Source organism: Mycobacterium sp. (assembly GCF_049585075.1).
In the GTDB taxonomy this organism is placed as follows: domain Bacteria; phylum Actinomycetota; class Actinomycetes; order Mycobacteriales; family Mycobacteriaceae; genus Mycobacterium.
Genome location: NZ_JBAUZA010000430.1, coordinates 1 through 14,461 on the forward strand (window position 1 = coordinate 1; position 14,461 = coordinate 14,461).

Here is a 14,461-nt window from a genome sequence, read left to right on the forward strand (position 1 = left end):
ACCACCAGCAGCGCCCAGCCGAGGCCTGCGGGCCCGCGCGCCGATCCTTCGGGGCCGGCGGCAAGGCCGAGCATGGCAAGGCTCGCGCACACCACGCCCACCGCCAGCCATTCCACTCTGGACAACCGCGCCGACAGCAGCCAGGCGGCCACGATCGCTGTGACCGCGAGCGAGGCCGCGATTGCCGCTGCCACGACGTAAATCGGTACGAGGCGCAGCGCCGCCACTTGCAACAGAAAGCCAAGACCGTCCAGGCCGATGCCCACGAGGTAGCGCCACTGCCGCAGCGCTCGCAACAGCAAGGCAGCGTCAACTCCGGAGTCGCTGCCGGCACTGACCGAGCGGGTGGCCTCGGCCTGCAACACCGTCGCGGTGCCGTAGCACACCGAACAGCCCAATGCGAGCAGCAAGCCGATCAGCACGGCACTGAGTCTATTTCGACGATTTGTCTGCCGAGCCGTTATCCGATTCGGAGCCGGTCTGTTTGGGCAGCAACCGCTCCAGCGCCGGTCCGGTGATTCGCCGGAACGCGCGCCGCGGGCGGTTGGCGTCGAGGATGGCGACCTCCAACGTCGAGATGCTGGGCTCGTCGCCGCCGTTGGTGCTGCCCGCTTGCAGCGCCTCGACCGCGATCCGCAGTGCGTCAGCCAAGTTGGCGTTCTCGGCGTAGGAGTCTTTGAGCGCGGTGGCGATCGGTTCCGTCGTGCCGCCCATCACCACGAAATGCGGCTCGTCGTTGATCGACCCGTCGTAGGTAATCCGATACAGCTCAGGCGGTTTGGTTTCACCATAGTGGGCAACTTCGGCGACACACAGCTCAACCTCGTAGGGCTTGGCCTGTTCGGTGAAGATGGAGCCCAGCGTCTGCGCATAGACGTTCGCCAGCTGCCGGCCGGTGACATCGCGGCGGTCGTAGGCGTAACCGCGGGTGTCGGCGAACTGAATCCCACCGCGGCGCAGATTGTCGAATTCATTGAACTTGCCCGCGGCGGCGAAGCCGACGCGGTCGTAGAGTTCGCTGATCTTTTGCAGTGACCGCGACGGGTTTTCAGCGACGAACAGCACGCCCCCGGAGTAAGCCAACGCGACCACGCTGCGGCCCCGCGCGATGCCCTTTCGCGCGAGCTCGCTGCGTTCGCGCATCGCCTGCTCGGGCGAGATGAAGTACGGAAAGCTCATGAGTCACTTCCCGAGCGCTCTGCGTCCGGGCCGAAAGTGTCTGCACGGGAACGTCTTTCAATCACCTCACGGGCCAGCTCGGCAATGCGCTGCTCGGACACGTTGGCTGCGCCGTCGGCACCGATCTTGACCGCGGTCGGGTAGATCCCGCGGACCAGGTCAGGCCCACCGGTGGCCGAATCGTCGTCAGCGGCGTCGTAGAGCGCCTCGACCGCAACTCGCAATGCGGAATCTGCATCGGTCGCCTGCGAATACAGTTTCTTGATCGACGATTTGGCGAAGATCGAGCCAGAGCCCACCGCCTGGTAGCCCTCCTCCTCCAGGTTCCAGCCGCCGGCGGCGTCGAACGAGACGATACGGCCGGCCTTCTCCGGTTCCGGGTCGTCGATGTCGAAACCGGCGAGCAGCGGTATTGCCACCAAGCCCTGTAACGCGGCGCCGAGATTGCCGCGGACCATGATCGCCAGCCGATTCACCTTGCCGGCGAAGGTAAGCGGGACGCCTTCCAGCTTCTCGTAATGCTCGAGCTCGACGGCGTACAGGCGGGCGAATTCGACCGCGATGGCCGCGGTGCCGGCGATTCCGGTCGCGGTGTAGTCGTCGGTGATGTACACCTTCTGCACGTCGCGTCCGGCGATCATGTTGCCCTGGGTGGAGCGCCGGTCGCCGGCGATGACGACGCCGCCCGGATGCTTCAGCGCGACGATGGTCGTTCCATGCGGCAGCGCAGACCCCAGCGCGCCGGGCTCCGTATTACTGCTGCCCGCGGGCAGCAGCTCGGGGGCCTCGCGGCGCAAAAAATCAGAGAATGACGAAAGACCGCCAAAAGCGGTCCCTGGAAGTGCTGAGTGAGTGGCCAGACGATCGCGGAACGGCCAGGTCACTGGCCGCCCTTTTGGACGTATGCGCGGACGAAGTCTTCGGCGTTCTCTTCCAGAACATCGTCGATCTCGTCGAGCAAGTCGTCGGTCTCTTCGGTCAATTTTTCGCGACGCTCCTGGCCCGCGGCCGTGCTGGCGGTGGGGTCGTCGTCATCTCCACCGCCACCGCCGCGCTTGGTCTGCTCCTGAGCCATCGCTGCCTCCTGCAAGTTCATCGGGCCGTGGATAACACGCCCGTCGGTCTCTCCACCCTACCGGTCGATACCGCTAATGCCCCGGTAACGACCCTTAGGTGGTCAGTTGCTCCACCAACTCGACCGCGCTGTTCACCGAATCCAGCAGCGCGCCGACGTGCGCCTTGCTGCCGCGCAGCGGCTCGAGCGTCGGGATGCGCACCAGCGAGTCGCCGCCCAAATCGAAAATCACCGAATCCCAGCTGGCCGCCGCGATGTCGGCGCCGAAGCGGCGTAGGCATTCGCCGCGAAAGTAGGCCCGGGTATCCGTCGGTGGGTTGTCCACCGCGCTGATTACCTGTTGCTCGCTGACCAGACGCTTCATCGAGCCGCGCGCCACCAACCGGTTGTAGAGACCCTTGTCCAGCCGGACATCGGAGTATTGCAAGTCCACCAGGTGCAGTCGAGGCGCCGACCAGCTCAGGTTCTCGCGGTGCCGAAAACCCTCCAGCAGCCGCAGCTTGGCGGGCCAGTCGAGCAATTCGGCGCATTCCATCGGGTCGCGCTCGAGTTGATCCAGTACGTTTGCCCACGTTTCGACGATGTCGGCTGCCCGCGCGTCGTGATCGCGGCCGTCGACCAGCTTTGCCACCCGATCCAGGTAAATCCGCTGCAGCGCAAGGCCGGTCAATTCGCGACCGTCGGCCAGCGCGACGGTGGCGCGCAGCGAAGGGTCGCGGCTGATCGCGTGGACCGCATGCACCGGCCGGGCCAACGCCAGGTCGGTCAGGTCGATGCTGTGGGCTGGGCCCTCTTCGATCAGGTCGAGCACCAGGGCGGTCGAGCCCAGCTTCAGATACGTCGACGTCTCGGCGAGGTTGGCGTCGCCGATGATGACATGTAACCGCCGATACCGGTCGGCGTCGGCGTGCGGCTCGTCGCGGGTATTGATGATGCCGCGTTTGAGGGTGGTCTCCAGCCCGACCTCGACCTCGATGTAGTCGGCCCGCTGGGAGAGCTGAAAGCCAGGCTCATCGCCGGCGGGCCCGATGCCGACCCGGCCGGAGCCGGTGATCACCTGCCGGGATACCAGGAACGGCGTCAGCCCGGCGATGACGGCTGAAAACGGCGTCTGTCGGCTCATCAGATAGTTCTCGTGCGACCCGTAGGAGGCGCCCTTGCCGTCGACGTTGTTCTTGTACAGCTGCAGCTTGGCCGCACCGGGCACGCTGGCCACATGCCGGGCCGCGGCCTCCATCACCCGCTCGCCGGCCTTGTCCCAGATCACCGCGTCCAGCGGGTCGGTGCACTCTGGCGCTGAGTACTCCGGGTGCGCATGGTCGACGTAAAGCCGCGCGCCATTGGTCAAGATCATGTTGGCGGCACCGACCTCATCCGCGTCGACGACCGGCGGCGGGCCGGCAGAGCGGCTCAGGTCGAATCCGCGGGCATCGCGCAGCGGCGATTCCACCTCGTAGTCCCAGCGAGTGCGCTTGGCGCGCTGAATGCCGGCGGCGGCGGCATAGGCCAACACCGCCTGGGTCGAGGTGAGAATCGGGTTGGCAGTCGGGTCTGACGGCGAGGAAATGCCGTACTCGACCTCCGTCCCGATAATCCGTTGCATGACTAGAGCCTAGGCGTGGCGACGATGCGCGCCGCGCTGGGGGAACCGCCTGGCGGCGTTGCGGGGAGATGAACAGGGCCGAGCGCCCATTGACGCTGGTGGCTGAAGTGATTACCTTCACCCTGGTGCCTGCCCACGCTGCGCCTGAGCCCACCGAAAGCCTGTCTGGAAAGCGCTACGGCGAAGTGCTGCTGGTGACGCCGGGCGAGGCGGGTCCGCAGGCCTCTGTCTACAACAGCTTCCCGCTCAACGACTGCCCGGCCGATCTGTGGTCGAAGCTCGACGCGCAGGCCATCGCGACCGAAAATGGCGCTGCCACAGTGCTTCTCAACGGACCACGGTATTGGCTGATGAACTCGATCGAAAAGACGCAGCAGGGCCCGCGGATCATCAAGAACTTCGGCGGTATCGACATGCAGCTGCAAGCGACCGTCTTGCTGACCGCGATGAACCCGGCGCCCTACACCGCAAATCAGGTCAACCGCCATACCGTTTTCACTTTCGACGCCGGAGAAGAGATCTACGAACTGCAAGACCCCGCTTTTCGGCGCTGGGTGATGCAGACCTGGAGCCAGATCGTCGATCCCAACCTGTCGCGAGCCGACCTGCCCAAACTCGGCGAGCGGCTCAACGTGCCCGACGGGTGGACCTACCAGGCCCGCGTGCTGGAAAGCCCACTGCGCATCGACACCACCACCCACGCTGCCCAGGTACTGCAGGACGATCTGACCAACAGCTATTCGCTGCTGAGCGGCTGAGCCCGCGGGCCCAAAAACGGGCGGCTGTAACCGAAACTTAAACCACTGCGACATTCCCCGGCGTGTCGTGTGCGTGGTTTAAGTGTCGCCGCACCGCCTGAGCGGCTGAGCCAGCGACTACAGGTACTGGCCGAGGTTCGACTCGGTGTCGATGGCCCGGCTCGCACTCGACGACTTGCCGGTGACCAGTGTGCGGATGTAGACGATCCGCTCGCCCTTCTTGCCCGAGATCCGGGCCCAGTCATCGGGATTGGTGGTGTTGGGCAGGTCCTCGTTCTCGGCGAACTCGTCGACGATCGAGTCGAGCAGATGCTGGATGCGCAGACCCGGCTGACCGGTCTCCAACACCGACTTAATCGCGTTCTTCTTCGCCCGGTCAACGACGTTCTGGATCATCGCGCCAGAGTTGAAGTCCTTGAAGTACATGACTTCTTTGTCGCCGTTGGCGTAGGTGACCTCCAGGAACCGGTTGTCGTCGATCTCGGCGTACATCCGGTCGACGACCTTCTCGATCATCGCCTTGATGCACAGCGAGCGGTCGCCACCGAATTCGGCCAAATCGTCGGCGTGCACCGGCAGTGCCTCGGTCAGGTACTTGGAGAAGATGTCCTGCGCTGCTTCGGCATCTGGGCGCTCGATCTTGATCTTCACGTCGAGACGGCCCGGCCGCAGGATTGCCGGATCAATCATGTCCTCTCGATTGGAGGCGCCGATCACGATGACGTTCTCCAGGCCCTCCACGCCGTCGATCTCGCTCAGCAGCTGGGGCACGACCGTCGTCTCGACGTCGGAAGAAACCCCGGTACCGCGAGTGCGAAAGATCGAGTCCATTTCGTCGAAGAACACGATCACCGGCGTGCCTTCGGACGCCTTCTCGCGGGCGCGCTGGAAAATCAACCGGATGTGCCGCTCGGTCTCGCCGACGAACTTGTTCAGCAGCTCCGGACCCTTGATGTTCAAGAAGTACGACTTGGCTTCGCGCGCGTCGTCGCCGCGAACCTCGGCCATCTTCTTGGCCAACGAATTGGCGACCGCCTTGGCGATCAACGTCTTACCGCACCCGGGCGGGCCGTAGAGCAGCACACCCTTGGGCGGGCGAAGCGAGTATTCCCGGTACAGCTCCTTGTGCAGGAACGGCAGCTCGACGGCGTCGCGGATCTGCTCGATCTGGCGAGTCAGGCCACCGATGTCTTCGTACGTGACGTCGGGCACCTCTTCGAGTACCAGGTCCTCGACCTCGGCCTTGGGAATGCGTTCGAACGCATACCCGGCCTTGGTGTCGACCAATAGCGAGTCGCCGGGACGCAGCTTGCGGGGCCGCTGGTCGTCGTTGAGAGCATCGGGGTGGCCGTCGGGCAGATCCTCGGCGACCAGTGGGTCGGCGAGCCACACGATCCGTTCCTCGTCAGCGTGTCCGACGACCAACGCGCGGTGTCCGTCGTTGAGAATCTCGCGCAACGTTGATATCTCACCTACGGATTCGTAGGTGCCGGCCTCGACGACAGTTAAAGCCTCGTTGAGCCGAACCGTCTGTCCCTTCCTCAAAGACTTGACGTCGATGTTGGGCGAGCAAGTCAAGCGCATCTTGCGACCCGAGGTGAACACGTCGATTGTCTCGTCGTCGTGCGTTGACAGCAGCACGCCGTAGCCGCTCGGCGGCTGACCGAGCCGGTCAACCTCTTCGCGCAGCGCCAGCAGTTGCTGGCGGGCTTCCTTGAGCGTTTCCATCAGTTTGGAATTCCGCGCGGCGAGCGAATCGATTCGCGCCTCAAGCTGGTGAATATCGCGCGGGCTGCGTGCCGCACTCTGCGTCGCGACGGCATTGTCGAGTTGCTCGCGCAGTATCGCCGCCTCCCGCCGGAGCTCCTCGAGCTCGGCCGCATCTTCGATGGACAGGTCTGGCTCGCGAGGGCTACCGAACGTTTCGCGCTCTGACTCACCCATGTTGCGCTCCTTTCCCGCTCCTTCAAGGTGGTGCGGCGGATAGGACAACGCTACCGGCGATTTCCAATTCATGCGGGAACTCGAAATGGGGCACACTGGCAACAGCGTTAACATCATGTTGAGTCGGCCTGATCGAGAGGACTTTTGTGACCCTGAAATCCCTTGCCACGGGCGTGGCGGCCGTTGCCGCGATCGGCGCGGCGGCTGCGGGTGTGACCTGCATTGCATCTGTTACCGCCGCGTTGCCTGCGGTTGCGCCGGTCGTTTTCAGTGCGCCGCTGCCGCTGGATCCGGCGGCGGACCTGCCGACCGCCGACCAGCTAGCAACCGTCCTCAACACGCTGCAGGACCCGAGCGTTTCCTTCGCCCAAAAGGGGTACCTCGTCGACGGCGGCATCCCGGTTCCGGCATCTCTTGCCGACCACGAACTGCAAAAGGCCGCTGCCAAGGGCAGCTTGCCGCTGACGTTCAATTTCACCAGCATCACGCCCGCCGGCCCCGGTGCGGCCGCTGCCACCCTGACGGCGACGGGCCCGCATCTCGCCCCGACGTACGAGAACCTCACGTTCGTCAATCAGGGCGGCTGGAAGCTGTCGCACGACTCGGCGATGACGCTGATGCAATCGGTGCGGTCGTCGGGCCACTGACAACGGCCGAATGCCCCGATCGCTGACGGCAGCCTTGAGCGCCGTCTCGATTGCGGCGGCGTTCGGCCTCTCGGGGTGTTCGGGTGATGAGCATCGTGCGTCGCCGAACGCTGAGCCGCCGCCGGCGTCGGCCTCGCTGACGTCGACGGCGACTGCACAGATCGCTCCGCTGCCGCATCCGGATGCCCTGGCCCAGGTGCTGTACCGGCTGGCCGATCCTTCGATACCCGGCACTCAGAAACTGAACCTGGTCCAGGGAGCGGGCCCCGACAATGCTGCCGTGCTCGACCAGTTCGCCATCGCACTGCTCAACGGCGGCTTTGCGCCGATGAAGTTCGATGTGCGAGACGTCGCGTGGTCAGATCGTGATCCGGCCGACGTCATGGCCAACGTCAACGTCAGCTCGCCCAACCGAGGCGCGCCGACGTTCTCCTTCCCGATGGAATTCACGCCATACCAGGGTGGCTGGCAACTGTCGGCGCGAACTGCCTACGTGCTGCTGGCTTTCGGGACCGATCAGGTCGCGCCGCCGGCGTCGACACCGGGACGCTGACCCCGCGATGTGGATCGGGTGGCTCGAGTTCGATTTGCTGCTCGGTGATGTGCGCTCACTCAAGCAGAAGCGGTCGGTGATCCGGCCAGTGCTGGCGGAGTTAGCGCGAAAGTTCAGCGTGTCGGCTGCGGAAACCGGGTCGCATGAGCTCTACCGACGTGCAGGCATCGGGGTGGCGATGGCGTCGGCCGACCGCGGCCACGCTGTCGATGTGCTCGACGCGGCCGAACGGCTGGTGGCCGCGCACCCCGAGTTCGAGTTGCTGTCGGTACGTCGTGGATTGTCCCGCAGCGACGATTAGCGCTTGCGGCGCAGCGGAGTCGGCGTCACGGTGTCGGGAGCCAGTCGGCGAGCGGACACGAGGAACCCGGTATGGCCGCGCATGTTGTGCTGCGGGCGCACCGCCAATCCGACTACGTTCCAACCCCTTTGGAGAGTCTCCCAGGCGCGCGGCTCGGTCCAGCATTGCTGGTCGCGTAGCGCCTCAACGGTCTTCGACAGCTGAGTGACGGTAGCCAGATAGACGATCAGCACGCCGCCGGGGGCGATCACCCGCGACACGGTGTCGAGCACCTCCCACGGCGCCAGCATGTCGAGCACCACCCGGTCGATGCAGCCGGCGGCCAGATCGGTGTTAACGACATCGCCGATGATCAGTTGCCAATTGGCCGGGGCGCAGCCGAAGTACGTGTCCACATTGCGGCGGGCGTGTTCGGCATGGTCGGCACGCACCTCGTAGGAGATCACCCGCCCGTCCGGGCCGACGGCACGCAGCAGCGAACAGGTCATCGCCCCCGAGCCGGCCCCGGCCTCCAACACGCGGGCGCCGGGGAAGATGTCACCCTCGAGCACGATCTGACCGGCGTCCTTGGGATAGATCAACTGCGCACCGCGCGGCATCGACATCACGTAGTCCACCAACAGAGGACGCAACACCAAAAATGGGTCACCGTTGGTCGATTTGACCACGCTGCCTTCCGGCAGCCCGATCACCGCGTCGTGCGCGATCGCGCCGCGGTGCGTGTGGAATTCACCGCCGGCGCTGAGCAGCATCGTGTAGTGCCGACCCTTGGCGTCGGTGAGCTGGACACGATCGCCCACCGCGAACGGCCCGGTTGCAGACACAGCTGTCTAGCCTGCCAGCAGACGCGCCGGGAAAGGTGCGCGGGGTTGTCCGACCTCGCCCTTAGGCTGCGGATATGAGCGGCGAGGAACCCGGCAAGGCAGTTCGCCCGCCATCACGACCGGCACTGTCCCCGTCGCGGGCTGCCGACTTCAAGCAATGCCCGCTGCTCTACCGGTTCCGGGCCATCGATCGCCTGCCCGAGCCGCCGTCGACGGCACAGCTGCGGGGCTCGGTGGTGCATGCCGCTCTGGAGCAGCTGTACAACCTGCCCGCAACGGAACGCGGCCCGCAGACCGCCGGCACGCTCGTCGGCCCCGCTTGGGAACAGGTGATCGGTGCGGAACCCGAGCTGGCCGGCGCGCTGGACACCGAGCAACAGACCCAGCTCCTCGACGAGGCCCGCGCCCTGCTATCGGGCTACTACCGATTGGAAGATCCGACCCGGTTCGACCCGCAAAGCTGCGAGCAGCGCATCGAGGTCGAGCTTGCCGACGGCACACTGCTGCGCGGGATCATCGACCGGATCGATGTCGCCACCACCGGGGAGTTGCGGGTCGTGGACTACAAGACCGGCAAGGCGCCTCCGGAAGCACGGGCCCTCGCCGAGTTCAAGGCCATGTTCCAGATGAAGTTTTATGCGGTGGCGTTACTGCGCTCCCGGGGCGTTTTGCCGACGCGGCTGCGGCTGATCTATCTGGCGGACGGCCAGCTGCTGGACTACTCCCCCGACGAAGAGGAGCTGCTGCGGTTCGAGAAGACGCTGATGGCGATTTGGCGGGCAATTCAATCTGCCGGTGCAACAGGCGATTTCAGGCCCAGGCCGTCGCGGCTATGCGACTGGTGCGCACACCACGCCCACTGCCCGGCCTTCGGCGGCACACCGCCGCCCTACCCGGGTTGGCCAAAGCATCCTGATGAAGGTGACGCGGACACCGTGCTGCACCGGGCAGACCCGGCTGCGTAATTGCTATTGCAGCGGCGACATCTCCTGCAGCATCGTCGGTATCAGCTCGCTGACCGTCGGGTGGATGTGCATCGTGCGGGCCAACGTCGTGTACGGCGCCTTCGCGGACATCATGTCCAGGATTTCGTGGATGGCCTCGTCGCCGCCGACACCGAGGATGGCGGCTCCCAAGATCTGCAGAGTTTGAGCATCGACGACGACCTTCATAAAGCCTTGTGTCTCACCCTTTTCCACCGCACGGCCAACACGGGTCATCGGTCGTTGACCGACTAACGCGGGCCGGCCCGACGCACGCACTTGTTCGACGGTCATTCCGGCCCGCCCGAGCGGCGGGTCGATGTAGAGGGCATAGGTGGGAATGCGGTCGCTCACGCGCCGCAGGTCGCCGTCGAGCAGGTTGGCCGCGACGATTTCGAAGTCGTTGTAGGAGGTGTGGGTGAACGCCCCCTTGCCGTTACAGTCGCCCATTGCCCAGATGTGATCGACGCTGGTTTTCAGTTGATCGTCGACCGTGATGCATCCCCGGCCATCGGTGTGGACGCCTGCCCGCTCGAGACCGAGATCATCGGTGTTGGGCCGGCGCCCGACCGCGAGCAGCAGATGGCTACCCGCTATCGGCGTGGCACCAGCGTGCGGCGTCAGCTCGAAATCACTGTCCTGCTTGGCTATCCGTATATCGGCGGCGTCGACGACGATGTCGATGCCCTCGTTTTGCAGAATCGTCTTGATGGTGTCAGAGACATCTTCGTCTTCACGGGATGCCAGCCGCGGCCCCTTCTCGACGACAGTCACCCGCGCGCCGAAGCGGCGATACATCTGAGCGAACTCAAGCCCGATGTAACCACCGCCGACGATGACCAAATGGTCAGGCACGGTATCGAGTTCGAGAATCGACACATTGGTGAGGAAGTCGACATCGCTGAGCCCGGGGATGTCGGGCACCACCGCACGACCACCAACGTTGAGGAAAATCCACTCGGCTTTTAGAACTTCGTCGCCGACCCGCAGCGTGTGCGGGTCCTCAAAACGGGCATGACCGCGGATGACGGTGCAGCCCTCCATTCCGTCCAGCCAGTCTTCGACACCCTTGCGGTCGCCCAGCATGATGTCGTCTTTGCGCGCCTTGACTTTCGCCATGTCGACACGGACCACTCCGGTGCCGATGCCGAAATCGCCGCCGCGCCGGGCCAGATGGGCGGCGTGCGCGCTGGCCACCAATGTCTTGGTTGGTATGCAGCCGGTGTTGACGCAGGTACCGCCGATGAGCTTGCGCTCCACGACGGCAACCGTGTGGCCCGCCGCGGTCAGCCGACCCGCCAGCGGGGGGCCGGCCTGGCCGGCACCCACCACGATCGCGTCGAAACGCGTTGTCACAGAGCAGCTGTTGCTGCGGCGATCGCGAACCCACCTAACACCGCGACCGCATCTTCGAGCAGCGCGATCGGCAGGTCGTGGCCATGGGAGGCGACCAGCCGAGAGCGCGCCTGGTAGCCACCCAGGGTGCCCAACACCGCGCCGATGATGCCGGCGCCCAGGCTGCCCCACTTATATCCCCATGCCGTGCCGAGAACCGCACCGGCGAAGGCGCCCAGGGCGATCCGGGTAGCGAACGACGGCGGTGCGGTGCGCGCGGGTGTTTTGGGAAGTTTGTCGGCGACGATTTCACCGATCGCCAGAACGGTAAAGACTATGACCGTAATGATGTTGGCCATCCAGGCCGCCCAGGTGTGACTCATGTTGATCCAGCTGAGAAATGCGGCCCAGGCGACGACTGCCGGGGCGGTCAACGACCGCAGGCCGGCGACCACGCCGATCAGCAAAGCCATGAGTAGGACGAGTAGATGGTGTGCCACGGCGACCCTCCTGGGTTATCGGCGCGATCCTTTTCCCGTAGCGGGACGCTAACACGGCAAAGCCGGCGGCACCGGATCTAGATCAGAAGCGACAGAACCTGATGTCTGAAGCTAGGATCGCCTTTGCCCCGATGGCCGCCAGCTGGTCCATGATCGCGTTGACATCTCGACGCGGCACCAGCGCCCGGACCGCCACCCATTCTGGCTCTGCGAGAGGGGCGATTGTCGGAGACTCCAATCCCGGTGTGATTGACGTGGCTTCGTCGAGCGCCGAACGCGGGCAGTCGTAGTCGAGCATTAAATACTGTTGACCGAACACCACCCCCTGGACCCGCGCGACGAGCTGGCCCCGAGCAGACGCGTCCGGCCCGCCGTCGGAGCCGGCAGCGTCGACCTGTTCGATCAGCACCGCCTCTGAATCGCACAGTGTTTCACCGAAGGCCACCAGGTTGTGCAGGTTCAGCGTGCGACCAGACCCGACCACGTCGGCGATGGCGTCGGCCACCCCCAGCTGCACGGAAATCTCCACGGCACCGTCCAATCGGATCACGGTCGCGTCAATCCCACGGCCCGCCAGATCTTCTCGGACCAGGTTCGGGTATGCGGTGGCGATTCGCCGGCCGGCCAGGTCCTCGATGGTCCAGTCGCGGCCGGCGGGCGCGGCGTAACGAAACGACGACGACCCGAAGCCGAGCGCCAGCCGTTCGTGCACCGGCGCGCCCGACTCGCGCGCCAGATCCCGTCCAGTGATCCCGAAGTCGAGCTCCCCCGAGCCGACATAGATTGCAATGTCTTTGGGCCGCAGGAAGAAGAACTCGACGTGGTTGTGCGGGTCGATGACTGTCAAGTCTTTGGGATCGGTCCGACGACGGTAACCGGCCTCAGCGAGAATCTCGACGGCCGGCTCGCTCAGCGCCCCCTTGTTGGGAACGGCGACCCGCAGTCTCGTTGAGCCGTTCCGATGCTGGGCCACCATCAAAGCTTCCGGTACACGTCGTCGAGGGTGAGCCCGCGGGCGATCATCAAAACCTGGGTCCAATACAGCAACTGACTGATCTCCTCGGCGAGCGCGTCATCAGGTTCGTGCTCGGCGGCCAACCACACTTCACCGGCCTCCTCCAAGACCTTCTTGCCCACCGCGTGCACCCCGGCGTCCAGCGCGGCCACGGTGCCGCTGCCAGGCGGGCGAGTGCGGGCACGCTCGCCGAGTTCGGCAAACAAATTCTCGAAGGTCTTCACGGGCAGCGATTGTTTCATGGGTGGCTAAGCAAAGTCACGGCGGTTTCAGTTCGCGGACACTTCGTCAGGCATGTCTTCCAAGGAAACGCCGTTGGTTTCGCGCACCCATCTCCAGACGAAAAAGAACGACAGCACCGCACACGTCGTATAGAAGCCGTAGGCGAAGCCGAGCGCGTGACGCAGCGCCGGAAACGTCACCGCGATGGTCCAGTTGGCCATCCACTGCACGCCCGAGGCCAAGCCCAGCGCTGCCGACCGGATCCGGTTGGGAAACATCTCGCCCAGCAGCACCCACAGGATCGGTCCCCACGAGACTGCGAACGAGACCACGAACAAGTCGGCCGCCACCAGCGCGACGATCCCGGAAGCCCCGTCGAGTTCTGGCCGGCCGTTGCGGACGGACGCGCCCGCGAAAACGACCGTCATCGTGATGAGCATCAGTGACATGCCTGCCGAACCTGCCAACAGCAGCGGTCTGCGACCGAGCCGGTCGATCAGCGCGATCGCCACCAAGGTGATCAGCACGTTGACACCGGTGGTCACCAGACCAATGGTGAACGACGATTTCTCGCCGAATCCCACTGCCTCCCAGAGCAGATCGGAATAGTTGAAGATCACGTTGATGCCGACGAACTGCTGAAAGACGGCCAGCCCCAGACCGACCCAAACGATGCCGTACAGCCCGCCGGTCGGTTTGCGCAGATCGCGCCACGATTGCGGCTTCTCCTGCTCGAGGGTCTCGGCGATCCGGGCGATGGTGTGCTGGGCGTCGCGTTCACCCAGCAGCGTGGAAAGCACCTGCGCGGCCTGCGAAATACGTTGCCTGGCAACCAGATAGCGTGGCGACTCGGGAATGGTGAACAGCAGCACCAAGTAGAGCAGCCCCAAGAACAACTCGCCGAGAAAGGTCCAGCGCCAGGCCGCCAGGCCCAGCCAGAGCGGCTTGCTCGCCCCACCCGCGATGTGGAACGGCACCCAGGTCAATGCCACCGCCCAGAACAGGCCGCACACGATGGCGAGCTGCTGCAGTGAGCCGAGCCGGCCCCGCAATCGTGGGGGTGAGATCTCGGCGATGTAGGCCGGAGCGGCGACCGACGAGAAGCCGATGCCGATACCGCCGATGAGGTGAAAGACGATGAACATCCATATGTTGAGTGCCAGCGCGGTACCGAGCCCGCACACGAAAAACGAAGCCGCCGAGAGCTTCATGATTGAGAGCCGACCCAATCGGTCGCCGATCCGGCCGGCCCACACCGCCCCGACCGCCGCACCCAGTACGCCCGACGCGGTCGCGAAGCCCAGCAGCCCGTTGCCGATGTCGAAAGTGGCCTGCAGCGCCTTGACTGCGCGGTTGGTCGTGGAGATGTCGTAGCCGAACAGCAATCCGCCGATCGCTGCGACCGACGCGTAGCGCACCGCGGACCGGAAGGCAGCGCGCGCGGCGCGCGGATCGACGGGTAGGTCCTCGTGCGTTGCCGTTGGCGGCTGACCCCCGGCGTCGTCAGCGCCCATGTCGAGGG

16 protein-coding genes and 1 pseudogene are annotated in these 14,461 nt (G+C 65.1%); 5 read left to right on the forward strand and 12 right to left on the reverse strand.

Annotation, left to right across the window (positions count from 1 at the left end; translation table 11 throughout):
* From WB785_RS20215 to dop, 5 genes and pseudogenes are all read right to left on the reverse strand, one after another.
* Positions 1–422: pseudogene (locus WB785_RS20215) on the reverse strand (hypothetical protein); the annotation flags it as partial.
* Between the two features lie 10 nt (positions 423–432).
* Positions 433–1,179 carry a proteasome subunit alpha gene (gene prcA, locus WB785_RS20220; protein WP_424081176.1) on the reverse strand — a complete coding sequence of 249 codons (747 nt, stop codon included), beginning with the start codon at positions 1,177–1,179 and terminating at the stop codon, positions 433–435.
* The gene (gene prcB, locus WB785_RS20225; protein WP_424081178.1) at positions 1,176–2,063 is read right to left on the reverse strand and encodes a proteasome subunit beta; all 888 of its coding nucleotides are present in this window, start codon (positions 2,061–2,063) and stop codon (positions 1,176–1,178) included. The genes prcA and prcB overlap by 4 nt, the downstream gene beginning before the upstream one ends.
* Positions 2,060–2,254, reverse strand: coding sequence for a ubiquitin-like protein Pup (locus WB785_RS20230; protein WP_043409984.1), 195 nt, complete (start codon positions 2,252–2,254; stop codon positions 2,060–2,062). Before WB785_RS20230 ends, prcB begins: the two co-directional genes overlap by 4 nt.
* A gap of 94 nt (positions 2,255–2,348) precedes the next feature.
* Positions 2,349–3,857, reverse strand: coding sequence for a pup deamidase/depupylase (dop, locus tag WB785_RS20235; RefSeq protein ID WP_424081180.1), 1,509 nt, complete (start codon positions 3,855–3,857; stop codon positions 2,349–2,351).
* A gap of 107 nt (positions 3,858–3,964) precedes the next feature.
* Here dop and WB785_RS20240 point away from each other — a divergent pair, with 107 nt between their 5' ends.
* On the forward strand, positions 3,965–4,615 hold the full coding sequence (locus WB785_RS20240) for a hypothetical protein (protein ID WP_424081222.1): 651 nt from the start codon (positions 3,965–3,967) through the stop codon (positions 4,613–4,615).
* Between the two features lie 117 nt (positions 4,616–4,732).
* On the opposite strand, the gene arc is transcribed toward WB785_RS20240, so the two are convergent.
* Positions 4,733–6,559, reverse strand: coding sequence for a proteasome ATPase (gene arc, locus WB785_RS20245; protein ID WP_424081182.1), 1,827 nt, complete (start codon positions 6,557–6,559; stop codon positions 4,733–4,735).
* Between the two features lie 146 nt (positions 6,560–6,705).
* Here arc and WB785_RS20250 point away from each other — a divergent pair, with 146 nt between their 5' ends.
* Genes WB785_RS20250 through WB785_RS20260 form a run of 3 tightly spaced genes read left to right on the forward strand, consistent with a single transcriptional unit; the run spans position 6,706 to position 8,060 of the window.
* Positions 6,706–7,206, forward strand: coding sequence for a hypothetical protein (locus tag WB785_RS20250; protein ID WP_424081183.1), 501 nt, complete (start codon positions 6,706–6,708; stop codon positions 7,204–7,206).
* Positions 7,207–7,216: 10 nt separating this feature from the next.
* The gene (locus tag WB785_RS20255; protein WP_424081185.1) at positions 7,217–7,759 is read left to right on the forward strand and encodes a hypothetical protein; all 543 of its coding nucleotides are present in this window, start codon (positions 7,217–7,219) and stop codon (positions 7,757–7,759) included.
* A 7-nt stretch (positions 7,760–7,766) separates the two neighbouring features.
* Positions 7,767–8,060 (forward strand): DUF503 domain-containing protein, encoded by a 294-nt coding sequence (locus WB785_RS20260; RefSeq protein WP_424081186.1) that lies wholly within the window; start codon positions 7,767–7,769, stop codon positions 8,058–8,060.
* Here WB785_RS20260 and WB785_RS20265 read toward each other — a convergent pair.
* Complete coding sequence (locus WB785_RS20265) at positions 8,057–8,884, reverse strand: tRNA (adenine-N1)-methyltransferase (protein ID WP_424081188.1); 828 nt, start codon at positions 8,882–8,884, stop codon at positions 8,057–8,059. The two genes, WB785_RS20260 and WB785_RS20265, sit on opposite strands and share 4 nt — an antisense overlap.
* Before the next feature lie 74 nt (positions 8,885–8,958).
* Here WB785_RS20265 and WB785_RS20270 point away from each other — a divergent pair, with 74 nt between their 5' ends.
* On the forward strand, positions 8,959–9,849 hold the full coding sequence (locus WB785_RS20270) for a RecB family exonuclease (protein ID WP_424081190.1): 891 nt from the start codon (positions 8,959–8,961) through the stop codon (positions 9,847–9,849).
* A gap of 3 nt (positions 9,850–9,852) precedes the next feature.
* Here WB785_RS20270 and WB785_RS20275 read toward each other — a convergent pair whose 3' ends face one another.
* The 5 genes from WB785_RS20275 to WB785_RS20295 form a co-directional block, all read right to left on the reverse strand.
* Complete coding sequence (locus WB785_RS20275; protein WP_424081192.1) at positions 9,853–11,223, reverse strand: FAD-containing oxidoreductase; 1,371 nt, start codon at positions 11,221–11,223, stop codon at positions 9,853–9,855.
* Complete coding sequence (locus tag WB785_RS20280; RefSeq protein WP_424081224.1) at positions 11,220–11,675, reverse strand: glycine zipper 2TM domain-containing protein; 456 nt, start codon at positions 11,673–11,675, stop codon at positions 11,220–11,222. The genes WB785_RS20275 and WB785_RS20280 overlap by 4 nt, the downstream gene beginning before the upstream one ends.
* Before the next feature lie 109 nt (positions 11,676–11,784).
* Positions 11,785–12,645, reverse strand: coding sequence for an ATP phosphoribosyltransferase (gene hisG, locus WB785_RS20285; RefSeq protein ID WP_424081226.1), 861 nt, complete (start codon positions 12,643–12,645; stop codon positions 11,785–11,787).
* A 32-nt stretch (positions 12,646–12,677) separates the two neighbouring features.
* Positions 12,678–12,959, reverse strand: coding sequence for a phosphoribosyl-ATP diphosphatase (locus tag WB785_RS20290; protein ID WP_424081194.1), 282 nt, complete (start codon positions 12,957–12,959; stop codon positions 12,678–12,680).
* A gap of 27 nt (positions 12,960–12,986) precedes the next feature.
* Positions 12,987–14,453, reverse strand: a complete 1,467-nt coding sequence (locus WB785_RS20295) for a sugar porter family MFS transporter (RefSeq protein WP_424081196.1) — start codon at positions 14,451–14,453, stop codon at positions 12,987–12,989.
* Positions 14,454–14,461: the final 8 nt, after the last annotated feature.